General features: G+C 68.1%; 20 protein-coding genes and 1 tRNA gene. 13 read left to right on the plus strand and 8 right to left on the minus strand.

The annotated features are described in order from the left end of the window. The first annotated feature begins 28 nt into the window (after nt 1-28). The 9 genes from GYM46_RS12170 (at nt 29) to GYM46_RS12210 (ending at nt 10,036) form a co-directional block, all read left to right on the plus strand. Nucleotides 29-1,759: a peptidoglycan D,D-transpeptidase FtsI family protein gene (locus tag GYM46_RS12170; protein ID WP_232216286.1), complete on the plus strand. Its 1,731-nt coding sequence runs from the start codon at nt 29-31 to the stop codon at nt 1,757-1,759. Beyond that, complete coding sequence (locus tag GYM46_RS12175; protein WP_008261843.1) at nt 1,756-3,213, plus strand: UDP-N-acetylmuramoyl-L-alanyl-D-glutamate--2,6-diaminopimelate ligase; 1,458 nt, start codon at nt 1,756-1,758, stop codon at nt 3,211-3,213. The genes GYM46_RS12170 and GYM46_RS12175 overlap by 4 nt, the downstream gene beginning before the upstream one ends. Further along, a complete protein-coding gene (locus GYM46_RS12180) occupies nt 3,206-4,636 on the plus strand; it encodes a UDP-N-acetylmuramoyl-tripeptide--D-alanyl-D-alanine ligase (RefSeq protein ID WP_008262827.1) in 1,431 nt (476 codons plus the stop codon). Before GYM46_RS12175 ends, GYM46_RS12180 begins: the two co-directional genes overlap by 8 nt. 10 nt (nt 4,637-4,646) lie before the next feature. Then, nucleotides 4,647-5,756 (plus strand): phospho-N-acetylmuramoyl-pentapeptide-transferase, encoded by a 1,110-nt coding sequence (gene mraY / locus GYM46_RS12185; protein WP_008259852.1) that lies wholly within the window; start codon nt 4,647-4,649, stop codon nt 5,754-5,756. A 136-nt stretch (nt 5,757-5,892) separates the two neighbouring features. Further along, complete coding sequence (murD, locus tag GYM46_RS12190; protein ID WP_008261777.1) at nt 5,893-7,296, plus strand: UDP-N-acetylmuramoyl-L-alanine--D-glutamate ligase; 1,404 nt, start codon at nt 5,893-5,895, stop codon at nt 7,294-7,296. Beyond that, on the plus strand, nt 7,293-8,471 hold the full coding sequence (locus tag GYM46_RS12195; protein WP_008262287.1) for an FtsW/RodA/SpoVE family cell cycle protein: 1,179 nt from the start codon (nt 7,293-7,295) through the stop codon (nt 8,469-8,471). Before murD ends, GYM46_RS12195 begins: the two co-directional genes overlap by 4 nt. 136 nt (nt 8,472-8,607) lie before the next feature. Beyond that, nucleotides 8,608-9,297 carry a DUF4870 family protein gene (locus GYM46_RS16845; protein ID WP_008260020.1) on the plus strand — a complete coding sequence of 230 codons (690 nt, stop codon included), beginning with the start codon at nt 8,608-8,610 and terminating at the stop codon, nt 9,295-9,297. Nucleotides 9,298-9,307: 10 nt separating this feature from the next. Then, nucleotides 9,308-9,691 (plus strand): hypothetical protein, encoded by a 384-nt coding sequence (locus GYM46_RS12205; protein WP_008261355.1) that lies wholly within the window; start codon nt 9,308-9,310, stop codon nt 9,689-9,691. Between the two features lie 60 nt (nt 9,692-9,751). After that, on the plus strand, nt 9,752-10,036 hold the full coding sequence (locus GYM46_RS12210) for a GNAT family N-acetyltransferase (protein ID WP_008260942.1): 285 nt from the start codon (nt 9,752-9,754) through the stop codon (nt 10,034-10,036). Nucleotides 10,037-10,093: 57 nt separating this feature from the next. On the opposite strand, the gene GYM46_RS12215 is transcribed toward GYM46_RS12210, so the two are convergent. The 8 genes from GYM46_RS12215 to msrA all read right to left on the minus strand — a co-directional run bounded on the left by GYM46_RS12215 (nt 10,094) and on the right by msrA (nt 18,334). Continuing rightward, entirely contained in the window at nt 10,094-11,080 is a 987-nt protein-coding gene (locus tag GYM46_RS12215) for an SDR family oxidoreductase (RefSeq protein WP_008261767.1), read from the minus strand. Nucleotides 11,081-11,147: 67 nt separating this feature from the next. Continuing rightward, the gene (locus tag GYM46_RS12220) at nt 11,148-11,465 is read right to left on the minus strand and encodes a hypothetical protein (protein ID WP_008263590.1); all 318 of its coding nucleotides are present in this window, start codon (nt 11,463-11,465) and stop codon (nt 11,148-11,150) included. Between the two features lie 130 nt (nt 11,466-11,595). Further along, nucleotides 11,596-13,560: a glucans biosynthesis glucosyltransferase MdoH gene (mdoH, locus tag GYM46_RS12225; protein ID WP_008262960.1), complete on the minus strand. Its 1,965-nt coding sequence runs from the start codon at nt 13,558-13,560 to the stop codon at nt 11,596-11,598. Between the two features lie 151 nt (nt 13,561-13,711). Further along, nucleotides 13,712-15,559, minus strand: a complete 1,848-nt coding sequence (locus GYM46_RS12230) for an acyltransferase family protein (protein WP_198004295.1) — start codon at nt 15,557-15,559, stop codon at nt 13,712-13,714. A 63-nt stretch (nt 15,560-15,622) separates the two neighbouring features. After that, nucleotides 15,623-15,922, minus strand: coding sequence for a HigA family addiction module antitoxin (locus GYM46_RS12235; protein WP_008259525.1), 300 nt, complete (start codon nt 15,920-15,922; stop codon nt 15,623-15,625). After that, entirely contained in the window at nt 15,922-16,209 is a 288-nt protein-coding gene (locus GYM46_RS12240) for a type II toxin-antitoxin system RelE/ParE family toxin (RefSeq protein ID WP_008260460.1), read from the minus strand. The genes GYM46_RS12235 and GYM46_RS12240 overlap by 1 nt, the downstream gene beginning before the upstream one ends. 58 nt (nt 16,210-16,267) lie before the next feature. Next, on the minus strand, nt 16,268-17,590 hold the full coding sequence (locus GYM46_RS12245) for a VOC family protein (protein WP_008261448.1): 1,323 nt from the start codon (nt 17,588-17,590) through the stop codon (nt 16,268-16,270). Between the two features lie 93 nt (nt 17,591-17,683). Next, nucleotides 17,684-18,334 carry a peptide-methionine (S)-S-oxide reductase MsrA gene (msrA, locus tag GYM46_RS12250; RefSeq protein WP_008262798.1) on the minus strand — a complete coding sequence of 217 codons (651 nt, stop codon included), beginning with the start codon at nt 18,332-18,334 and terminating at the stop codon, nt 17,684-17,686. A 138-nt stretch (nt 18,335-18,472) separates the two neighbouring features. Between msrA and GYM46_RS12255 the strand changes: the two genes are divergently transcribed. The 4 genes from GYM46_RS12255 (at nt 18,473) to GYM46_RS12270 (ending at nt 24,364) form a co-directional block, all read left to right on the plus strand. Beyond that, nucleotides 18,473-18,562, plus strand: a tRNA-Ser gene (locus tag GYM46_RS12255). A 177-nt stretch (nt 18,563-18,739) separates the two neighbouring features. Next, complete coding sequence (locus GYM46_RS12260; RefSeq protein WP_008261754.1) at nt 18,740-19,819, plus strand: LacI family DNA-binding transcriptional regulator; 1,080 nt, start codon at nt 18,740-18,742, stop codon at nt 19,817-19,819. Between the two features lie 92 nt (nt 19,820-19,911). Beyond that, nucleotides 19,912-21,327, plus strand: a complete 1,416-nt coding sequence (locus GYM46_RS12265; protein WP_008264341.1) for a glycoside hydrolase family 30 protein — start codon at nt 19,912-19,914, stop codon at nt 21,325-21,327. A gap of 121 nt (nt 21,328-21,448) precedes the next feature. Further along, nucleotides 21,449-24,364, plus strand: coding sequence for a TonB-dependent receptor (locus GYM46_RS12270; RefSeq protein ID WP_008264324.1), 2,916 nt, complete (start codon nt 21,449-21,451; stop codon nt 24,362-24,364). Nucleotides 24,365-24,450: the final 86 nt, after the last annotated feature.

The raw sequence follows: 24,450 nt of genomic DNA on the forward strand, positions 1-24,450 counted from the left end.
CCATCGCTATCACCGTCCCGCGCCGGGCATGGACCTGCAGGGCCGGCTGTCGCCCTTCTGGCGCGGCCTGTCGGAGCTGGTCTGGCGGCTGGAGCACGGATTCGAGCGGGCGCGCGCCGATGGGCGGCCCGAAGAGGACACGCGGGTCCGCATCTTCCTGATCCTGATCGTCTTCTCCTGCGTCTTCGCCGGTCTGGCCATCGGCGCCTCGTACAAGGCTCTGTTCGGCGAGGCGGGCGGCCGCTGGGCCGGGGCCAATCCCGACGCCCTGGTGCGCGGCGACCTGACCGATCGCAACGGCGAACTGCTGGCGACCAATATCGTCCACTACGGCCTCTATCTGGACCCGGCCGAGATCTGGGATCGCGACCTGGCCTTCCGTCAGCTGCGCCGCGCCCTGCCGCGATTGCAGGCGGCGCGGCTGCGCAGGGTGCTGGACGGGGACCGTCGCCTGATCGTGCTGACCGGCCTGACGCCCCAGGAGAAGGCGGCGGTTCACGACCTGGCCCTGGGCGGCGTGACATTCGAGCCGGAAGACCGCCGCGCCTATCCGCTGGGAACCTCGGCGGTGCATCTGATCGGGGATGCGGACACGGGCGGCCAGGGCGTCTCGGGCGCCGAACTGGCGTTCAACGACGAGATCCGGGCGGCGGGTCAGCGGGGCGAGAGCTTCCCCCTGTCCATCGACCTGCGCGTTCAGGGCGTGCTGGAGAACGAACTGGCCGCCGCCGCCGTCAAGAACCAGGCCAAGGGCGCGGTCGGCATCGTCACCGACGTCCAGACCGGCGAGGTCCTGGGCATGGCCAGCTGGCCGAACTTCAGCCAGTCCAATCGCGGCGCCGCGCCCGACGGGGCGACGCTGAACCGCGCCGTCTCGGGCCACTATGAGATGGGGTCGGTGTTCAAGACCTTCACCGTCGCCGCCGGGCTCGACACCGGTCGCGCCGACATGAACACCCTGTTCGACGCCTCGCAGGCCTTCCAGATCGGCGACCGCAAGATTAAGGACTTCCACGCCCAGAACCGGGTGATGACGCTGGAGGAAGTCTATCTGCACTCGTCCAACATCGGCACGTCGCAGCTGGCGGTGCAGATGGGGCCGGACACGATGCGCGACTATTTCCGCCGTCTGGGCCTGCTGGACGCCGCCGGGATCGAGCTGAAGGAATCGGCGCGTCCGGTCGTGCCGCGCCGTTGGGACAGTTCGACCCTGGCCTCGCTGTCGTTCGGCTACGGCATCATGATCACCCCGGCCCAGATGGTTCAGGCCATGGGCGCGCTGACGAACGGCGGGCGGATGGTGCCGCTGTCCCTGCGTCGCGGCGGCGCGCGCGGGGCCCAGCCGCACCAGATCGTCACCGAGGAGACCTCGCGCGCCATTCTGGAGCTGATGCGCAGCAATGTGGTCAAGGGGTCGGGCGGGTTCGCCGATGCGCCGGGCCTGCGGGTCGGGGGCAAGACGGGTTCGGCCAACAAGCTGGTCAACGGCCGCTATGATCCCAGCCGTGCGCTGGGGTCTTTCGCCGCCGTCTTCCCGGTCGACGGGCCGCTGGAGGCCAAGCGCTACGCCGTCTTCATCCTGATGGACGAGCCGGGAACCTATCCCAAGACCGGCGCCTATGTGGCCGCGCCCGCGGTGCGCAATGTCGCTGACCGGATCGCCGGCTTCCTGGGCGTCGAGCGCCGCGCCGACCGCTGGCGCACGGCGACCGGCGAGAAGATTCCGGAATATCAGGACGTGCAGGGAGACGGCCTGTGAGCGCCCTGCACCTGTCCGATCTGCTGCGCCGCGACGTGGCCAGCGATCCGATCATCACCGGCGTGACCTCCGACAGCCGCAAGGTCGCGCCCGGCGCCCTGTTCGTCGCCCTCCCGGGCACGGCGGCGGACGGCCGCGCCTTCATTCCCCAGGCCCTGGCCCAGGGGGCGGCCGCCGTGCTGGCGCCGACCGACACGCCGGACAGCGCCGCGCCGGTGCTGGTGACCTCGGGCGACGTGCGCCGGGCCTACGCCATCGCCGCGCGCGGCTTCTACGGCGCCCAGCCCAGGACCTGCGTGGCGGTGACGGGCACCAACGGCAAGACCTCGGTCGCCGCCTTCTGCCGCCAGATCTGGGCCGGCCTGGGCCACAAGTCGGCCAGCATGGGCACCCTGGGCGTCGTCGGCCAGAAGGGCGACAGGACCTACGCCCTGACCGGCCCCGGCCTGACCAGCCCCGACGCCGCCGAGGCCGCGCGCCTGATGGCCGAGCTGGCCGCCAAGGACGTGACCCATGTGGCGGTCGAGGCCTCGTCCCACGGCATCGACCAGCGGCGTCTGGACGGGGTGGCGCTGAAGGCGGCCGCCTTCACCAACCTGACCCAGGACCACCTCGATTATCACGGCACGATGGACGACTATCGCGCCGCCAAGATGCGTCTGTTCGAGGCCCTGCTGCCGCGCGGGCGGACGGCGGTGCTGAACGCCGATTCCGACGCCTATTCCGCCTTCGCCGCCGCCTCGATCATGGCCGGGCTGGGCGTGATGGGGGTGGGCGAGCGCGGGCGCGACCTGGCCCTGATCGGCCGCCAGGCGACGCCGGAGGGCCAGCGCCTGACCCTGGACGTGCGCGGCGATGTCCGCGACATCCTGCTGCCGCTGGCCGGCGCCTTCCAGGCCTCGAACGCCCTGGTGGCGGCGGGTCTGTGCATCGCGGCCGGCGACCGTCCTGACGAGGTGATCAGCGCCCTGGAAGGCCTGACCGGCGCGCAAGGCCGCCTGCAACGGATCGCCGCCGAGACGGGACGCGGCGAGGTCTATGTCGACTACGCCCATACGCCTGACGGGCTGGAGACGGTGCTGACCGCGCTGCGGCCCCATGCGACGGGCCGGCTGATCGTGGTCTTCGGCGCCGGCGGCGACCGGGATCGCGGCAAACGGCCCCTGATGGGCGAGATCGCCGGCCGTCTGGCCGACGTGGCCATCGTCACCGACGACAATCCCCGCAGCGAAGACCCCGCCTCGATCCGCGCCCAGGTCCGCGCCGGCTGCCCCGAGGCGCTGGAGATCGGCGACCGTCGCGCGGCCATCGAGGCGGCGATCGAAATGATGCGCGACGGGGATGTGGTGGTCATCGCCGGAAAAGGGCATGAACAGGGCCAGATCGTCGGCGGGACGACTCATCCGTTCGACGACGCCACCGTCGCGTCCGAGGCCCTGTCGCTGAATGCCTGAATCCACCGCCCGCCCGCTCTGGACGGCCGCCGAAGTCGCCGCCGCCACGGGCGGCGTGCTGCACGGCGACGACCGCCCGATCACGGGCCTGACCTACAACAGCCGCGAGATCGTGGCCGGCGACCTGTTCCTGGCCCTGAAGGGCGCGCGCGACGGGCATGAGTTTGCGGCGAACGCCTTTGCGGCGGGCGCGGCGGCGGCCCTGGTCGAACGGCCGGTCGAGGGCGGGGCCTCTGTCGTCGTGCCCGACACCCTGCACGGGCTCGAAGCCCTGGGCGTCGCGGCGCGCGAGCGGGCGCCTCATGTGAAGCGCGGCGCCGTCACCGGCAGCGTCGGCAAGACCAGCGTGACCCAGGCGATCAAGGCCGGCCTGGATCTCGCCGGGCCTGCCCACGCCTCGATCAAGAGCTACAACAACCATATCGGCGTGCCCCTGACCCTGGCGCGGATGCCGGTCGAGACCCGGCGCGCCGTGTTCGAGATCGGCATGAACGCGCCGGGCGAGATCGCGCCCCTGTCGCGCTTCGTCGCCCCGCACGCCGCCTGCGTCACCACCGTGGGTCCGGTCCATATCGAGGCCTTCGCCGACGGCGAGGCGGGGGTGGCGCGCGAGAAGGCCGCCATCTTTCAGGGCCTGGTTCCCGGCGGGACGGCGGTCGCGAACGGCGACGTGGCCTTCTCCGGCGTCCTGTGCGACGCGGCCAGGGCGGTCGGGGCGCGGCTGGTCGTCTTCGGGACCGATCCGGGCCACGACGCCCGGCTGCTGGACTTCCGCCCGGACGCCGAAGGGGCGGCGGTCGCGGCCGAGCTGTTCGGACGGCGGATCGACTACCGGCTGGCCCAGTCCGGCGCCCACTGGGGACTGAACAGCCTGTGCGTCCTCTTGATGCTGGATGCGCTGGACGTGGCGCTGGAGACGGGGCTTCAGGCCCTGGCCGGCTTCCAGCCGCTGGCGGGGCGGGGCCAGACGCGCACGGTCGCCGTGCCCGGCGGCGCCTTCACCCTGATCGACGAGAGCTACAATGCCAATCCCCTGTCGATGACCGCCGGGTTCAAGAGCCTGGGCGCTCGCCCGACGGCCGGCCGGCGGATCGTGGTCCTGACCGACATGCTGGAACTGGGCGACCAGAGCCACGCCCTGCACGAGGGTCTGGCCCAGCCGATCGAGGCCGCCGGTCTGGATCTGGTCCATGCGGCCGGCCCCGAGATGCGGCGCCTGTACGACGCCCTGCCAGCCTCGCGACGCGGCCTGTGGCGCGAAACCGCCGTCGAACTCGCGGCGGAGGCGTCCGCGCTGGCGGAGGCCGGCGATATCGTCATGGTCAAGGGATCGAACGGATCCAGGGCGTCCCTGATCGCCAGGGCCCTGGCCGACCTGCAAACCGCCTCTTCAAGCCCAGACGCGCCGCGCGCGACCCGATAGAGACCCCCGCATGTTCTACCTTCTGTATCTCTATTACGCCGACGTCGCGCACCAGTATCCGCTGCTGAACCTGATCCAGTACCAGACCGTCCGCGCGGCCCTGGCCCTGGCGACGGCGGCCATCGTGGCGGCGGCCATGGGCAGCCGGTTCATCAACTGGATCCGCGCCAAACAGGGCAAGGGCCAGCCGATCCGTGACGACGGCCCGGTGTCCCACCTGTCCAAGGTCGGCACCCCCACCATGGGCGGGCTGATGATCCTGGCGGGCATCGGCGTCGCGGTCTTTCTGTGGGGCGACCTGACCAATCCCTATATCTGGATCGTCTCGGGCGTGACGGCGGCCTTCGGCGTGCTGGGCTTCATCGACGACTACGCCAAGGTGACGAAACAGACCTCGGCCGGCCTGACCTCGAAACAGAAGCTGGCGGCCCAGACGGTGGTGGCGGTGATCGCGGGCGTTCTGACCGTGCTGTGGATGAAGGTCTCGCCGACCTCGCCGGGGCTCGAGACCTCGATCGCCTTCCCCTTCTTCAAGGCCGTGCTGCTGAATATCGGCTGGTTCTATGTGGCCTTCGCCGCCTTCACCATCGTCGGCTTCTCCAACGCCGTGAACCTGACCGACGGCCTGGACGGACTGGCGACGGTGCCGGTGATGATGGCGGCGGGGGCGTTCGGCCTGATCGCCTATCTGGCCGGCAACTTCGTCTTCGCCCAGTATCTTCAGGTCCACCATGTGCCGGGCGCCGGCGAACTGGCCATCTTCTGCGCCGCCATGATCGGCGGGGGCGCGGGCTTCCTCTGGTACAACGCCCCGCCGGCCAAGATCTTCATGGGCGACACCGGTTCGCTGGCCCTGGGCGGGGCCCTGGGCGCCATCGCGGTCACGACCAAGCATGAGCTGGTGCTGGGCATCGTCGGCGGCCTGTTCGTGATGGAGGCCGCCTCGGTCATGATCCAGGTCGGCTATTACAAGCTGACCAAGAAACGCATCTTCCTGATGGCCCCGATCCACCACCATTTCGAGAAGATGGGCTGGCCGGAGTCGACCGTGGTCATCCGCTTCTGGATCATCGCCGGGGCGCTGGCGCTGATCGGCCTGTCCACGCTGAAGCTGAGATGAGCGGGCTCCCCCATCCTCCGTCATCCTCGGGCTTGACCCGAGGATCGGGCGCCGGTCGGGCTGTGCGCCTGGCCGTTCGCACCAGCGGCGGATCCTCCGATCCTCAGGTCGAGCCCGAGGATGACGGGGGGCAGAGATGATCCCCGTTCCCGGTTTCGAGGGCAGGCGGGTCGCGGTCTTCGGCCTGGGACGGTCGGGGATCACGGCCGCGCGCGCGCTCAAGGCCGGGGGCGCCACGCCCATCCTGTGGGACGACGGCGTCTCGGGCCGGCTTCAGGCCCAGGCCGAGGGCTTCGTGGTTGAGGATCTGACGACCGCCGACTGGTCCGGTTTCGCCGCCCTCGTCCTTTCGCCCGGCGCACCCCTGACCCATCCCAAGCCGCACTGGACCGTGGACAAGGCGCGCGCGGCGGGCGTGCCGGTCGTCGGCGATATCGAACTGTTCGCCCGCGCGCTGGACGCCCTGCCGGAAGGCCGGCGTCCCTGGGTGATCGCCATCACCGGCACCAACGGCAAGTCCACGACCACTGCCCTGATCGGATGGGTGCTGCAGCAGGCGGGTCTGACCGTCCATGTCGGCGGCAATATCGGCATCGGCGTCCTGGCCCTGCCCGAGCCGACGCCGGGCGCCGTCTATGTGATCGAGGTCTCCAGCTATCAGCTGGACCTGACGACCGGCTTCGCGCCCGACGCGGCGATCCTGACCAACATCAGCCCCGATCACCTGGACCGTCACGGAGGGATGGAGGGCTATGTCGCCGCCAAGCGGCGTATATTCCAGTCGCGAAAGACCGCGCCCTATGTGGGGATTGACGATCCCTACGGCTTCGCCATCTGGCAGGAACTGAAAGCGGAGGGGAGAGCTGTCGATCCTGTCTCGGTCGAGCGGCCGATGGATGACGACCTCGGCATGTATCTGATGGACGATTGGCTGACCTATAATGCGGGCGGTCGTCCCGCCCCCATCGTCGATCTGTCGAAGGCTCGTTCCTTGCCGGGTCGGCATAACGCCCAGAACGCAGCCTTCGCCTTTCTCGCCGTGAATGACATGGGCATTCCCGAGGAGACGGTGGTCAAAGGCCTGCTGACCTTCCCCGGCCTGGCCCACCGGATGGAGGCCGTCGGCCATATCGGCCACGTTCGCTTCATCAACGATTCCAAGGCCACCAACGCCGACGCCGCGCGTCAGGCCCTTGCCTCCTATCCCAAGGTCTTCTGGATCGCGGGCGGCAAGCCCAAGGACGGCGGCATCGACGACCTGGCCGATCTCTTCCCGCGCGTGGCCAAGGCCTATCTCATCGGGGAGGCGGCCGAAGCCTTCGCCGCCACCCTCGGCGACACGCCCCACGTCATCTCAAAGACCATGGACGCCGCCGTCGTCGCCGCCGCCGCAGACGCCGCGTCCGCAGGCGGCGACCAGATCGTGCTATTGTCGCCCGCCTGCGCCAGCTTCGACCAGTACCCCGACTTCGAGGTGCGCGGCGAAGCCTTCCGCGCCGCCGTGCTGAACCTCGGCGCAACCCCGGAGACAGCCCGATGAGCGCCTCCTACACCCCCGCCTTCTCGCGCAACGACCAGAGCCCGGTTGCCCAGTGGTTCTGGACCGTGGATCGCGGCCTGCTGGGCGCGGCCCTGGCGCTTATGGGCCTGGGGGTGGCGCTCAGCTTCGCCTCCAGCCCCGCCGCCATCCTGGCCGATGAATCGATCACCGATCCCTTCCACTATTCCTGGCGGATGATGGTCTTCTCGGGCGCGGGCCTGACCCTGATGCTGACCAGTTCGCTGCTGTCGCCGCGCGGGGTGCGGCGGATCGCCGTCCTGGCCCTGTTCGGCGCCATTGTGGTGATGATGGCCCTGCCCTTCATCGGCGACACGGTGAAGGGCGCCGCCCGCTGGGTGAATTTCGGCCCCTTCAGCCTGCAGCCGTCCGAGTTCGCCAAGCCGGGCCTGATCGTCTTCGCCGCCTGGATGTTCGCCGAGGCGCAGAAGGGGCAGGGGGTGCCCGGCGTCACCATCGCCTTCGGCTTCTACGCCCTGACCGTCTGCCTGCTGCTGATCCAGCCGGACATCGGCCAGACCCTGCTGATCACCACCACCTTCATGGCCGTCTTCTTCATGGCCGGGGTGCCGTTCAAGTGGATGGCGGTCCTGGCCAGCGCCGGGATGGCGGGCCTGGTGTCGCTGTATTTCGTGTTCGGCCACATGCGCGACCGCCTGAGCCGCTTCTTCTCGCCCGAGACCACAGACACGCATCAGATCGACAGCGCAGCGGAGGCCATTCGCGCCGGCGGCCTGGTCGGACGCGGCATCGGCGAAGGGGTGATGAAGCGCCATGTTCCCGATCTGCACACCGACTTCATCTATTCGGTCGGCGCCGAGGAGTTCGGCCTGGTGCTGAGCCTGACGATGATCAGCCTGTACGCCTTCATCGTGGTGCGCGGCATGCGCCGGGCGATGAAGCTGACCGATCCGTTCGAACAGACGGCGGCGGCGGGCCTGTTCATGCTGATCGGGCTTCAGGCCTGCATCAATGTGGCGGTGAACCTGAACCTGATCCCGACCAAGGGTATGACCCTGCCCTTCATCAGCTATGGCGGCTCGTCCATGCTGGCCATGGGCCTGACCATGGGCTTCGCCCTGGCCCTGACGCGGCGCCGGCCGGGGGCCTATGAACCGGGGGCCAGCCTGTCGCGACCGGGGCGGCGGCTGCTTTAGACCCCGCCGCCGTCCAGAGCCCGCCTTGCCCGGATTGACGAAAGGGCGAGGGTCAGGTTGCGTCCATGGCCGCGCACGGCCATTGTCGGTCGCGAATCCAGTCGCTGCTGCGGCGTGAGAGAAGCGTTCGAGAGTCATGGCCGAACCCGGCGATCCGACAGGCCCAGGGGCTGCGCAAGACGACCACGATCACGACGCCCATGTCGGCTTCGTCTCGCCCGCGTCGCTGGCGGGTCGTCCCAGAGCGCCAGAGCCCGCGCCCGCTGTGTCCAAGCCTTTGGAGCGTGAGCCGGACCTGTTCGACCCGCCGGAACCTGCGCCGGTGTCGCCTGTGTTCGCTGCGGAAGCCCGCCCGGAGCCCAGGCCTGAACCGGGACCTTTCGACCGCACCGAGCCCTTCACCGCTGCGCGCGAGACGCGGTTTTCGGCGGGGCGCGAGCGGGCGGCCAAGGACGTTCAGCCCCCCCGACGCGAACCCGCGGGCCGCAACGCGCCGCAGACCGCGCCCATGAGCCTGTACGCCGTCTATGTGCTGATCCTGCTGGCGGTGCCGACGCTGGGCGTGGCGGCCGTCCTGGCCCTGCTGGCGGTGACGGGCCGCGACGGGCCGCAGGAGCCCGTGGCCGCCAGTCACTTCATCTATCAGCAGCGCACCCTGTGGAGCGCGGCCGTGGCCGTGGTGCTGGGCGCCCTGCTGGTGATCGTCAATATCGGCGTCTTCGTCCTGTTCCTGCTGGCCCTGTGGGTGCTGGCGCGCGGCGTCTTCGGCGTCATGCGGCTGAAGGCCGGGCGGCCGATCGACAATCCTCGCACCTGGCTGTTCTGAAAGGACGATCATGACGACCGAGCCGAACTTCACTGCAGGCCAGGAGCCGGAAGGCAAGGTCGCCGCCCTGATCGCCTGGGCCCTGTTCATCCTGTCGATCCCCAGCGCCAATGTGCTGGTTCTGGTCGGTCTGGTCGTGTCCTATGTGGCGCGGGGGACGGCCGTGGGCGTGGCGCGCCAGCATATCGAGGCCCAGATCAGCCTGTTCTGGTCGGTCTCCTGGTGGACCATCGCCGCCTGGATCGGCATCGCCGTCAGCGCCCTGGCTTCGGTGTTTCTGGTCGGCATTCCCTTCCTGCTGCTGTTCGTCCTGATCTGGTTCCTGCTCAGCGTCTGGTTCACCGTGAAGAGCGTCCTGGGCCTGATCAATCTGCTGCAGAACCGGCCGATCTGACGCGATCCGCCGATGGAACATCCCGCCTCCCAAGCTGTTGAAGGCAAAAGGGAGTTGAGTATGGGACCGTTCAAGGACGCGACGCTGGAAAACCGCTTCGAGCAGGAGTTCGACAGCGAAAACGGACATGGCCGGGTCTGGGCCGACTACGCCGTGCGCGGCGGGGCGCGGATGATCCTTCATGTCGAGGCCGAGCAGGGGCTGCGCGGCACGGGCGCGGCCGGCCGTTTCATGCAGTCGATGGCCGAATATGCGCGGGAGAAGGGGCTGAAACTGTTCCCGCGTTGCAGCTACGCCGTCGCCTGGCACAAGCGGCATCCCGACTACGACGACGTGCTGGCCTGAAACCTTTCAGCGCGGCCGGGACGCCGCCCCCTCGCGCGAGGGGGCGGCGTCTTCAATTCAGCCGCCCGAATAGCCGCCGATGATGGGCAGGATCTCGCCGGTGATGAAGCTCGACATCTGGGGCGAGGCCAGGAAGACGTAGGCGGGGGCGATTTCCTCGGGCTGGGCCGGGCGTTTCATCACCGTCTGGGCGCCGAACTGCGACGTGGCCTCGGCGTCCTTGTCCGCCGGGTTCAGCGGGGTCCAGACCGGGCCGGGGGCGACGACGTTCACCCGAATGCCGCGTGGCGCCAGATGCGTCCCCAGCGAGCGGGCGTAGGCGTGGATGCCGCCCTTGGTCATGGAATAGTCCAGCAGGGCCTGGCTGCCCATCAGCCCCGTGACCGAGCCGGTCATGACGATGGCGCCGCCGGGCTTCATGTGCGGGACCGCCGCCTTGGTCATGTTGAAATAGCCGTAGAGGTTGGTCTTCAGGGTCCGGTCGAAATGCTCGTAGGTCAGGTCCTCGAAGGTGTTGACGTGTTCCTGAAAGGCGGCGTTGGGCACCAGGACGTCCAGGCGGCCGAAGGCGTCCAGCGTGGCCTTCACCGCCGCCTCTGCGAAGGCCGGATCGGCGACGTCGCCCTTCAGCACCACGGCGCGACGGCCCTCGGCCTCGACGGCCGCCTTGGTGGTCTCGGCGTCATTGTCCTCGTCCAGATGGCAGATGACGACGTCGCAGCCCTCGCGGGCGAACAGGACGGCGACCGAACGGCCGATGCCGGAATCGGCGCCGGTGATCAGGGCCGCGAAACCCTCAAGCTTGCCCGAGCCCTTCCAGAAGGGGGCGTCGTACATCGGGGCCGGGTCCAGCGCGGCCTCGTCGCCGGGCTTGGTCTGGTGCTGTTTGGGGAAGGGCGGCGCGGGATAGGCGCGGGCGCCGGCCTGGACGCCGCCGGAGGCTTCATCGCCGCCGGACTGCTGGTCCTTGGCGTCGATGTCGCGCTGGATGGCGCGTTCCTGGTCGGCGATGTCGTCGGCGCGGGCGTTGAAGCGGTCGTCCATGACGGGTCTCCTGAAGACTGGGGGGTTCTTCAGGAGAGCGATCCAGGCGGCGAGCCGTTCCCCGTTTTTAGCCGACCCGGCCGACGATGGTGCGGATGGTCTCGGCCCGGGGCGGCAGGTCGGCGGCGAGGCGCGCAGCGATTTCACGCACGCCGACCGGATAGGCGTCGCCGCCCGAGGCGATGTCTTTCGCCTTTTCCGCAGCCTGGGTCAGCAGTTTCTCGAACTGTTCGATCTCCTCCAGGGCCAGGGCGTGGGCTTCGAGCTGGAGGCGTTTGACCCGTTCGGCGTTGCTCTGGGGCGCGCGCATCAGGTCATAGACGGCGGCCTCGGTTCCGACGAGCCGCAGGTCGGGTTTGGAATCGGCGCCGGTTTTCTTGGTCATGGAATCGGGTCCCCAGCAGAGCTGAGGATCGAAAATGGCGGCTGCGCCCCGGCGCGTCGAGCTTGACCGTAGCGGTTATGACGGCGCTGTGGCCGCCATGCATCGGTTTTCGCTGGCTTAAAGCCGGGACCTACAGTTCCGGGGCGCGGGCGGGGACCATGGCCGGGGCTGCGACCGGGGCCAGGACGCCGCCGGCGACCGCCCGCAGGGGCGAGCGCGGCGCGTGCAGGACGGCCGGGTTGACGCTGACGCCGTCCTGAACCGGGGTGACCAGGAAGCCCTTGGCGGCCAGGGCGTCGCCCGAGCGGACGCGCGAGGTCCAGACCGCGATCGGGGCGGCCAGCAGCAGCGGCAGGACGATCGGGGCGAACCAGGTGGCCAGGTCGGGGCGGACGCACAGGGGCAGGATGAAGCCGACGCCGGCGACCATCTGCCAGCGCATGGCGCGGAAGGCGTCGGACCAGGCCAGGCCGTCGGCCTCGCGCTGCTGGGTGGTCCAGCCGGTGTCGTGGCCCGACAGGATCTGGATGAAGGCCTTGGTGTTGGCGACCATCAGGATGGGGGCCAGGATGGCCGACAGGGCGATCTCGGCGGCCATGCCCTTGGCGATGGCGCGACGCCCGCCGAAGGCCCGCAGCTCGGCCGGACGGCTGAGGACCAAGGCGGCGCCCATGAACTTGGGTCCGATCAGCAGCACGCCCGACAGGAAGGAGGCCAGCATGAAGGGGGTGAACTGGGGGTTCAGGATGTAGAAGAAGCTGGTCCAGTCGACCGGATAGAACATCTGGATGAACAGGCCGACCATCAGCGACGCCAGCCACAGGGGCGAGGACAGATAGGCCATGCAGCCCATGGCCAGCTGCAGGCGGCTCATCGGCGACAGGCCCTTGGCGCCGATCAGGCCCAGGTGCTGCAGATTGCCCTGGAACCAGCGGTGATCGCGGCGGATGAAGTCGGTGATCGACGGCGGGGTCTCTTCCCAGGATCCGTCCAGCGCGGCGGTGACATGGACGGCCCAGCCCGCACGGCGCATCAGGGCGGCCTCGACGACGTCGTGGCTCATGATGTGGCCGCCGAAGGGCTTGCGACCCTTCAGGTGGGGCAGGCCGCAGCAGGCCGCGAAGGCGCGCGTGCGGATGATGGCGTTGTGGCCCCAGTAGCTGGATTCCGAACCGGTCCAGTAGGCCAGGCCCGCAGCGGCGACGCGGCCGTACAGGCGCACTGAATACTGGGATACGCGGGCGAAGATGGTGCGGGCCTTGATGATGACCGGGGCGGTCTGGATCAGACCGACGCCGGGATTGCGCTCCATGGCGTCGACCATGCGCAGCAGGGTCTCGCCGGCCATGGTGCTGTCGGCGTCCAGGACGATCATGTTTTCGTAGGCGCCGCCGAACCGACGGACCCATTCGGCCAGGTTGCCGGCCTTGCGCTCGGCGTTGTCCGAGCGGCGGCGGTAGAAGGACTTGCAGCCGGCGGCCAGGCGGAAGGCCTGGAAGACCGAACGTTCGGAGGCCGCAGCCTCTTCCTTGGTGGAATCGCTCAGCACGAAGATGTCGAAGGCCGAGGCGGCGCCCAGGCGGGTCAGCGACTGGTCGATCATCGCCAGACGGGCGAAGGAGGCGCGGGCGTCCTCATTGTACAGCGGCATCAGCAGGGCCGTGCGCGTGCGCGGCAGGGCCGGGTGGGGGGCGAAGGCCAGATCGGCCTGATCCTTGCCGCGCAGCATGACGGCCAGGCCCATCAGGCCGCTGACGAACCAGCAGGAGATGGCGGTGATCAGCAGCATGAAGATGCCGAAGGCCAGCATCTCGGTCGGGTCCCAGCCCTTGCGGGCGTACAGGTAGAAGGGGGTGATGGCGGACAGGCCCGTCAGGGCCACGGTGCCGGCCAGCAGCATCAGGCGGCGCAGGGCGACCGTGCGCGGGGCGGTGGCCGGGGTCGTATCGGCGACGGCGTCGGGCGCGGCCAAGGATTGAACCGGCATGGCCAGCGGCGCCTCGTCAGGCAGCCAGGACCACGACGGCCCTTGAGCCGCCTGGTTCGTCGTCTCGAAATCAGCCTGTTCGACAGGCCGGATCGCCAGCTTGTTCATGCCGCTCTGGACGCCCCCGTGTTGACCGACCCCGCTTCCGAAGGCAGGAAGGGGGCGGCGCGCTGCATTGCAGCACGAGCCCTATAGTCGATCACATTCGCGCGACTTTCAATCACGCAATGTTGATATGGGCAAAAAATATCGGGAATCTTTACCCAGGTTTGACCGCCGGGGCGGCGTCAGGCAGGCGCTGCGGGAATTTCACCGCGTCCTGCAGCAGTTTACGGTCCAGAACCCAGGCCGCGATCCCCACCCAGCACACCAGAACAATGGCGTAGGCGCGCTCCCACCAGCCGACATTGTCGTCGTTGACCGTGCCGGGGAAGACGAGGTGTTTTGTAACAACCGTCAGAATCGCCATGATGACAAAAGTGGCGGCCAGGAAGATTTTCAGCCGGGGCGCGTCCCGGCGCGACGCCAGCCCCCACAGCAGCAGAACCGGCGCCAGCTGGATGCCCAGGGCCAGGTTGATGATCATGTGGCGCGGATCGGGCCAGGGATACAGGGTCGAGGCCGACATGCCCGCCCCGGCCAGGACGAAGACCACGGCGATCACGGCGGCGGCGATCCGCTTTTCCGTCAGGGCGTAGACGGCCAGGCCGAAGCCGATCCCCGCCAGGGCCGCCATCACCCCGGCGACGAAGACCCCGCCGTTGAAGATGATCGGCGCCGGGGCCGTCGCCCCGCCCAGTTCGCTCAGATACTGGGTGGCGTTGTCGAAACCGGGATAGGCGGCGATGGCGGCGGCCACCACCGTCAGGGCCAGCAGCGGTGCGGCCACGCCGATGGCCAGCAGACGCCGGCGGCGGTGATAGCGGGCGGTCGGGCGTCGCAAGGCCGCCAGGTCCACCGGCCAGGGCCGGCCGTCCAGCGGCTTCAGCCCCCACAGGGGGCGGATGGCGGGGATTCGCTTGACGACCTCGAAGACGGCGAAACTGCCCGCGAAGGTGATCAGCAACAGGGACAGGGCTTCCAGCCCGACGGGCAGGCGGGCGGGCCGGATGATCCAGACGGCGGCGACCAGGATGGTCTGGTGCGCCAGATAGAGGGGGAAGGTGGCCTCGGTCAGGTATTTCAGCACCGGTCCGCCGCGCGACCGAAGATGTTTGCTGCCGAAGCCCAGGATGGCGACGATCGTCGCCCACTGGTCCAGGCCATAGACCATGGCCTTGGGCACGCCCCAGAAGGCCCGCCCGCCCGGATGCCAGACCTGGGCCATCATGACCGGCAGGGCGACCGCAGCCAGACCCAGGGCGACCCAGCGATACCGCTCCATGTCGCGCCAGATCGTCTCGCGCCCGACGATGCAGAAGCCGAAGACGAAGGCGCCCAGCGACAGGGCGTGATTGTACCAGTCCCAGTGCAGGATGTTCGTCACCCCGAACCAGGGGAACAGCAGGATGCGGATGGCGATCAGGTAGAGGATCGGCAGGATCAGCACCCGCGGTCCCGCCAGCGCCTTCTCCAGCCACGCGCCCATCTGGTCGATCAGGCCCGGCCGACGCCACAGCAGCACGGTGACGACGCTGTAGGCGGCGATATAGACGATGAACCACAGGTGGTTGACCGGAACCCCGTCGGCTAGGCCGCTCCAGCTGAACTCATGCACCATCCAGGCGGCGAAACCCGCCAGGCCGCTGGGCCAGCCGGCCTTGTCCATCGCCTCGATCCACGACTGGATCGGCACCAGGATCACGGCGCCGAACAGCAGGGGCGGGACCAGTCGCGCGAACCGGGCTCGCGCCACCTCGCGCGGACTGCGCCGGAAGGTCATGAACCGCAGCGCCGCCCCTGACACCAGGAACAGCAGGGTCAGCCGCCAGGGATTGGTGATCAATATGGCTTCGCGCATCCACTCGAAGGTGTGGACGCTGTGCACGTGCCAGCCATAGACCCCGTAGACCAGGCCGACATGGTACAGGATCAGCAGGCCAAAGGCCCCGACCCGGATCCAGTCCAGATCATAGCGGCGCGTGGACGAGGGAGCAGAGGGGGGCACGGCCGCGTCTATGATCCGGTGCGCGGCGTCAGGCAATACGGGTATGATCTGGAGAGGGGTTCGTCAGGCTGCGGCCAGCGGACGCACCCGGATGTCCTGCTCGTGGGCGCGGGCCTTGGCGAGGTCATGCCTGGCCTGCATGCGCACCAGGGTGTCGGCGCTGACGCCGAACAGTTTTTCGAAGCGGATGGCCATTTCGGCGGAAACGCCCGACCGGCCATTCAGCAGGTTGCTGGCGGCCTGACGCGTCACGCCGAGCGCGTCGGCCAAGGCCGTGACGCTGAGATTCCGGGGCGTCACAAGCTCGTCCCGAAGCCAGGCGCCCGGGTGGACGGCGAAGGCGGAATGAAGTCGGATAGCCATCAGTGATAATCCTCCAAGTCCATGTCCTCGACCGCGAGGGCGTCGTTGATTCGGAAGGTGAGCCGCCAGTTCCTGGTGAGGGTCAGGGACCAGACGCCCGCGCGATCCCCCGTCAGCCGGTGTGCGCCAAAGTTGGGCGGCGCCAGCAATTCATCTTCTGTGGCGATGGCGTCGAGATAGGCCAGGATATTGGTGATCCGGCCTACCAACGCGGCGGGCAGACCCTTGGCTTTTCCCGTTTCCGCGAAATGCCGCAGAGCCTTGTGCCTGATGCTTTCGATCTCCACGTGGCAATGTCACGTCCGGCGTGATAACTGTCAAGTGACAGTTGACGGATTTCGAGGTTCAGGCCGGCGCCGTGGTCAGTCCCAGGGCCTTCAGCGTCGCGGCGATCGACGCGTCCTGCTCCGCCTGATACAGGGCCATCTCGTCCAGCACCGACCGGCCCAGGGCCTGTTCGAAATCGGCCTTGGCCGGGTCGACGGCATAGGCTTCGCGCACCTCGGCCCCGAGGTTGGACTGGAAGATGCCGGCCGCGCTGACGGGCAGGAAGTCCTCGTAGGTGATCGGCTCCGCGACGACGTGTCCCAGGGCGATCAGGGCCTCCAGATCGGCGGTCTCGGCGCGGGCCGCCTGGCCCTGGGGCGTCGCGCGATAGCGGAACCAGGCCAGGCCGTCCCGGCGCAGGGCGGCCCAGTCGTCGGGCAGGGCCGAGAAGTCCTTGTTCGCCAGGGCCGCATCGTACAGGGCCCGGCCGACAGGGGTCAGGGCGCAGCCGCGCTGTTCGATCTCGCCGAAGCGGGCGGTGTGGACGCCCTGGGTCGTCCCGTCCGCGTCGGGGAAGGCGATGGCCTCCTGCAAGGCTTTGAAACTGGTCTGGCGCAACAGGATGGCGCAGGCGCGGTCGGGCGGACCCTCGATCGTCTCCTTGGGCGTGATGCCGCGTTCGGGCATGGCGGCCTGGGCGGCGTCGATGTCGAGCGTGCGCGGGGTCAGGTGGTTGATGTGCGGTCCCTTGAAGCTGACCACGTCGGCGATCAGCCGGTGGGCGGCGACCAGCCGCTCATAGGTTGGTGCGCTGACCGTCGCCTGGGCGTGCCAGCGGAAGGTCTCCAGCAGCTCGGAGACGAACCGGTCGGTCTGAGCCTCGTCCAGGCCGCCGGCGGTCTCGGCCGTTTCGATCAGGGTGCGGGCGCCGGGGGTGAAGATGTCGCGCCGGGCCAGGGCGGCGGCGGCTTCCGCCCTCAGGGCCTCGTCCTCGATCAGCTCCAGCCGCAGCAGGGAGCAGAAGACCCGGAAGGGATTGCGCGCCAGGGCGGCCGGATCGACCGGGCGGAAGGCCGTCGAATGGACCGGCACCCCGGCGGGCGCCAGATTGTAGTAGCTGACCGGCGCCATGCCCATGACGGCGAAGGCGCGGGCGATGGTGGCCAGTTCATCGGCCGTGCCGACGCGGATGGCGCCGTGACGTTCTTCGGACAGCCGCGCCAGTTCGCCCGAGGCCGCCAGACGGTCCGCCGCCGCCGGATCGGCCTTCAGAACCCCGGCGTTGATCTCGGCCACCAGGGCCAGAAGCTCGCCGTACTGGGGCACCTCGGCCCGGTACATGGCGGACAGGGCGGCCGAGAAACGGCTGCGAATTTCATCGGGGTGGACGAAGTCGGACATGAGGGCTCCCTGGACCTTTTCGCCGTTCCCTACGCCTGTCGGCCGCCGACGCCTAGCCGGCGGCCACAGGACATTTCGCCCGATAACGGGGGATCAGGCCTCGACGCCGACCCCGATGGGGCAGACCACGCCGGTGCCGCCGATGCCGCAATAGCCGGCCGGGTTCTTGGCCAGATAGCCCTGGTGATAGGCCTCGGCGTAGAAATACTCCCCCGCCGGTTCGATCTCGGTGGTGATGGTCCCACGCCCCGCCGCCGTCAGGGCCGCCTGATAGGCGTTGCGCGACGCCTCGGCTTCGGCCTGTTGTTCGTCGTTCAGGGTGTAGATGGCCGAGCGGTAGGTGGTGCCCACGTCATTGCCCTGGCGCATGCCCTGGGTCGGGTCATGATTCTCCCAGAAGGCCTTCAGCAGTTCGGCGTAGGTGATCACCTTGGGGTCGAACACCACCTTGACCACCTCGGCATGGCCGGTGCGGCCGGTGCAGGTCTCCTCGTAGGTCGGATTGGGCGTGATCCCGCCGGAATAGCCGGCCGAGGTCACCCAGACGCCCGGCAGGCTCCAGAAGATCCGCTCCACGCCCCAGAAACAGCCCATGCCGAAGATCGCCGTCTGGAACCCGTCCGGATAGGGGCCCTTCAGCGGATGGCCGCTGACATAATGGACCTCGTCGGTCGCCAGGGGCTCTGCGCGGCCGGGCAGGGCGGTCTCTGCGGTGGGCAGTTCCGCGCTTTTCTTGAACAACATCGGGGCTCCTCGGACGAAAAATGACTTCGACGCCTATATGGGGATGTCAGAGGCGCTTGCCGAGGGGGCGAGTGTGTTCTATCAGGCCCGCCTCCCGCCGGATCGACCTCCGGCGGCGCGCAAGACGTGGCGTGAAACGGACAGGTGGCGGAGTGGTCGATCGCGCACGCTTGGAAAGCGTGTGTAGGTGAAAGCCTACCGAGGGTTCGAATCCCTCTCTGTCCGCCACGCGTTGCAGCCTGTGAAATACTAGGCTCTGTAGACAGCGGAGTGAGAGCGCCCAGATCCGCACCAAAAACAAGTTTGGGCGAATTTGGGTTCAGCGGATCCCCGCCCCTCCAAAAGAAGCGTGGATTGGGTGTTGCGGATAGGAAGCGCTTGCGGCTGCTTGCAGTCGCCGGCGCCATGGGTCATCCAGAGATCATGTGGAGACCGGATCAGGGCCTGTCGGCCAGAAAACCCACGATCGACGATGTGGCGCGTCTGTCGGGCGTGGGGCGGACGACCGTATCGCGGGTGCTCAACGGCGGGCCGAACGTCCGGGAGCCGGTGCGGCGCAAGGTGCTGGAGGCGGTGCAGACGCTCGACTATCGCGTCAATCCGCAGGCGCGGTCCCTGGCGGGCGGCGGCAGCCGCATGCTGGCGCTGGTTCTCGCATCGGATCTGGATGCGGAGCCCAACTCCTTCTACGCCTCGGCGCTGGAACTGGGGGCGGTGCGGCAATGCCTGCATTCGGGCTTTCAGCTGTTCACGCGCCATGTACCGCAGGACGATCCCGCAGCAATCCAGCAGGTGATCGACATCGCGCTCAACCAGAGATGCCAAGGGGTGATCCTGACGCCGCCGTTCTCGGACAACGCCGACCTGATCCAGCAATTGAGAGCGAGAGGCGTACACTTGGCCGCCATCTCGCCGGGCGGCGGCGGGCTGGGGCTGGTCGACGCCGTCGGCATCGACGACGAGGCCGGCGGGCGCGACATCGCGCGGTATCTGTTGGAGCTTGGCCATCGCCATCTCGCCTATCTCGGCGGCATCGCCGGGCACCTGTCGGCCGAAAGTCGGCTGGACGGCGTGAGGCGGGCGATGCGGGAGGTGGGGCTGCCGGACGACGCCCTCACGGTGGAACGCGGGGATTTCACCTTCCGGTCTGGAAGCTTGATCGCCGCGCGAATGCTGGCGCGTTCACCACGTCCCACGGCGCTGATCTGCGCCAACGACGACATGGCGGCGGGCGCGCTGTCGGTCGCCCATGCGCGCGGCCTCCAGGTGCCGGGCGATGTGTCGATCTCCGGCTTCGACGACACGCCGGTCTCGGCCATCGTCTGGCCGCCCCTGACGACCGTGCATCAGCCGCTGAAGGCCATGGGCGGGGAGGCCGTTCGACTGCTGTCCGAGCGGATCACCGGTGGGGGCGGGGATTGGGCCTTCCGCACCTTGCCCCATTCGGTCGTCGTGCGGGAATCCGCCGGCGCCTGGGAGGCTTAAGACGGTCATCGCTTGACGCCCCGGTCTGCGGCGTCATTATGGAAGCGCTTCCAATTAAAGGGCGCGTGCGAGACGCCTGTAGGGAGGATGGCATGAAACGACGGGATCGGCTGTGGGCGAGCGCCTGCGCCATGGCTTTGGCCGCGCTGGCGGCGGCCGGATGCGCATCGGCGCCGGACGGCGGCTGGGTGACGTCGGGCGATCGGTCGCGGCTGCTCACGCCGGAGCGGCTGGTGATGAAAGCAGAGGTCGCCGGCTCCGGGGCGCCGACGATTCTCCTCGACCCCGACGCGCCGCTGCAAACCATGGTCGGCTTCGGCGCCGCCGTGACGGATGCGACCGCCCATCTGATCCAGACTCGAATGACGCCGTCCCAGCGCGACGCCTTGCTGCGTGATCTGTTCGGACGGGAGAACGGCGGCCTCGGGTTCGATTTCACGCGGGTGACGATCGGGGCGTCGGACTTTTCGCTGAACCATTACAGTCTGGCGGACGCCGAGGATCCGTCGCTGGCCGGCTTTTCGGTTGCACCCATGGCGGCTGAGGTCTTTCCGACGGTGCGCCAGGCGCTGGCGATCAATCCCGAGCTCAAGGTCATGGCCACGCCTTGGAGCGCGCCGGGCTGGATGAAGACCACGGGCTCGATGATCCAGGGCGAACTGAAGCCTGAATACTATTCCACCTACGCCGACTATCTGACGCGCTACATCTCGGCTGCGGCCGACGCGGGCGTGCCGACCGACTATATCAGCATCCAGAACGAGCCGGACTTCGAGCCTGACTCCTATCCTGGCATGCGCTGGGGCGCCGAGGGACGGGCGCGGTTCATCGGACGCGACCTGGGGCCCCGGTTGGAGCGGGCGGGTCTTGAGACGAAGATCCTCGACTGGGATCATAACTGGGACAAGCTGGAGCAGCCCCTGGGCGTGCTGAACGACCCTGTGGCGCGGCCCTATGTCTCCGGGGTGGCCTGGCACTGCTACGCGGGCGACGTGGCGGCCCAGTCCCGGGTGTTCGACGCCTATCCTGACAAGGACGTCTTCTTCACCGAGTGCTCGGGGGGCGACTGGGCGTCCGGCTTCAAGGACAGTTTCGTCTGGACGATGAAGTCCCTGATCATCGGTTCGGTCGAGAACCATGCGCGCGGCGTGCTGATGTGGAACATCGCCCTGGACGAGAACCATGGCCCCCACGCCGGCGGATGCAGCGATTGCCGCGGCGTGGTCACGATCGACAGCCGCACGGGCGCGGTTCAGAGGAACCAGGAATACTACGCCTTCGGGCACGCCAGCCGGTTTGTGCGTCAGGGCGCGCGTCGCGTCGCCGTTTCCAAACCGGAGGGGCTTGAGGCGGTCGGTTTCGTCAATCCCGACGGCCGACGGGTGCTGGTGGTCCTCAACGCGTCTGACGTCGAGGCCCGGTTCCAAATCGGCGAAGACCGGCTGCGGGCTGTGGTCGCTCTCCCGCCAGCAAGCGCTGCAACCTACGTGTGGAGCGGACCCCGCTAAAGCTCGTATTGCCAAAGACGAATAAGGCGGTATGGTGTTGGAAGCGCTTCCAATACGGCGCCAAAGAGATGGACGCCGGGCTCAAAGGGCCCGCGCCAAGGGAAACGTGAGGGGAGATCACATGCGCAGCGCATTTGCTGGGTTTCATTCAATTCGTCCGCGCGCGAGCGCGCTTCATCTGACGGCCTCGGCCCTGGCGCTGGCCATGGCGCTGCCGGCGGTCGCCGTCGCCCAGACGGCGTCGCAGACCGAAGACGGCGCGACGGAGGTCGAGGAGATCGTCGTCACCGGGCTGCGGCGCGGCCTGGCGGACTCCATCGCCACCAAACGCCGGGAGACCTCCATCGTCGAGGCGGTCTCCGCGGAGGACATCGGCAAGCTGCCGGACGTCTCGATCGCCGAATCCATCGCCCGTCTGCCGGGGCTGGCGGCGCAGCGTGTCAACGGCCGGGCTCAGGTCATCTCGATCCGCGGCCTGGCGCCGGACTTCACCACCACCTTGCTGAACGGTCGCCAGCAGGCCAGCTCGGGCGACAATCGCGCGGTGGAGTTCGACCAGTATCCGTCCGAGCTGCTGTCGGGCGTGGTGATCTACAAGACGCCGGACGCCGAGGTGTCGGGCATGGGTCTGTCGGGCACGGCCGACCTGCAGACCGTGCGGCCGCTGGCGTTCGGCCAGCGCGCCCTCGCCGTGAACCTGCGCGGAGAGATGACCGAAGGCGACAAGCTGAACGACGACGTCCGCAACTACGGCGGTCGCTTCTCGATCAGCTATATTGATCAACTGGCCGACGGCACGCTGGGGCTGGCCCTGGGTTATGCGCATCTGGATTCGCCGTCGCAGAACAAGCATTACAAGGCCTATGGCTACGAGGCTTTCGGGGGAGTCTGCGAGCCCATCGCACCGCAAACGGTTTGCGTTCGCGAGGACGGAACCGAACGCGAGGAGTCGGTGCAGCCCGACAGCGCCGATGCTGCTCTGCTGCTGAACGGCCAGGAGATATTCGCGACCTCGCGTCTGAACCAGCGGGACGCCGTCATCGGCATCCTGGAATGGCGTCCGACCGACCAGCTTCACTCTACCCTGGACGTCTACTACTCCAAGTTCGAGCAGGAAGAGACGACGCGGGGCGCCCAGTGGTTCTCCAACGCCTGGGCTGACGACGCCTATTTCACCGACGTTGTGACCGAAGACCGGGGCGGTTCTCTGATCGGGCGGAGCGGTACGATCCACAACGCCACGCCGATCATCCGAAACGACCACAACACCCGCGAAGACGAGATCTTCTCGATCGGTTTGAACACCGAATACGAGATCAACGACCGGACGCGGATCGTTGCGGACCTGTCCTATTCGAACAACCGTCGCCGCGAGACCATTCTGGAGACCTACGCCGGATATGGACGGGGGACGGGCGGGGTCACGCCGGGAACTCCGAACATCGGCCGGACCCTGGACGTCATCGACTTCACCGTGAACGACGACGGCTATCCGACCTATTCCGAGGGCCTGAACTATGCGGACGCCTCTCAGGTGACGCTGGGCGATCGCGCGCCGTGGAACGGCTGGGGCCATGACGGCGCCATTCGGTTCCCGGACGTCGAGGAAACCATCAGCTCGGCGGATCTGAAGATCCAGCGCGACATGGACGGCTTCTTCAACACCTTCACCGCCGGCGTGAATTACGCCAAGCGCGAGAAGTCCAAGCGCGTCGACGACTATGATCTGTTCCTGAAGAACGGCCGCCAGCAGGTCTATGTCGACGCCCAATATTTGGAGGCGCCCGTTTCGCTGGCCTGGGCAGGCTTCGGCGACGTGCTCGCCGTGGACATGAGCCGGGCGCTCGACGTCTATTACGACCGCGCCCCGATCCTCGACGCCAACTATTTCGACAAGAACTGGGACATCGAGGAACAGGTCACCACGGCCTTCGTCAAACTGGACTTCGAGGGCGGTCGCTGGCGCGGCAACGTGGGCATGCAGGCCGTCGTTCAGAACCAGGAATCGACCGGCGTCGTCATCAACGGCACCGAGCCGGGCGCGCCCATTGATCCGATCTCGGTCACCAAGGGCGCCGACTATCTGGACATCCTGCCCAGCCTGAACCTGATCTACGACCTGGGCGGCGGCCACCGTCTTCGCTTCGCCGCCTCGCGCACCATGGCGCGGCCGCGCATGGACGAGATGCGGGCCAATGTGACGCCGGGCTTCAACGCGCTGGTCTGTTCGACCCAAGCTTGTCCGCAGGGATCGACGGTCAACCCTTGGTCAGCCTCAGGCGGCAATCCGGAGTTGGAGCCATGGCGCGCGAACGCCTTCGATCTGGCCTACGAGTGGTATGTGGATTCCACCACGTATCTGTCGATCGCAGGCTTTTACAAGGACCTGGAAACCTACATCTACGTGCAGAACGGCACGTTCGACTTCACCGGAATTCCCTTGCCCAAGGGCGGACAGGCTCTTCTCGATGAAGGTCTGATTATCAGCCCTATTGGCCAGATCAGTCTTCCCGCAAACGGCGACGGCGGCACGGTGCAGGGGCTGGAAGTCAGCGGCGCGCTGAACTTCGGCACCGTCTGGGAACCGCTGGACGGTCTGGGAATGCTGGGCAGCATCTCCTTCACGGAGTCGGATTTGAATCCTGATGCGGAGGGAAGGGAGGTCCGGATTCCGGGCCTGTCGGGCATGGTCTACAACATCACCGGCTACTACGAGCGCGGCGGCTTCCAGGCGCGGATCAGCAAGCGGTTCCGCGAGGCCTTCAAGGGCGAGGTCGTGCAGTTGTTCGCCACGCGCGGCTACACCGAAATCCTGGACGACGAACAGATCGACGCCCAGATCGGCTACACCTTCGAACAAGGCCCGCTGGAAGGCCTCGGCGTGCTGTTCCAGGTCAACAATCTGACCAACTCGCCTTACCGGACCCGCCTGGGACTGGACAGCGGCGGCACGACCACGGCGGACGGCGGTTCGCTGCCCGAAACCTATGAAGAGTACGGCCGGCAGTTCCTGTTCGGCGTCAACTACCGATTCTAGGGCGTCACTCTCCAAGCCCTTAGCCTCCGGGGCGAGGCGGCCATGCCGTCTCGCCCTCTTTTTTTGATCGATACCTGTAACCGAGA

The organism is Brevundimonas mediterranea (assembly GCF_011064825.1).
Classification (GTDB): Bacteria; Pseudomonadota; Alphaproteobacteria; order Caulobacterales; family Caulobacteraceae; genus Brevundimonas; species Brevundimonas mediterranea_A.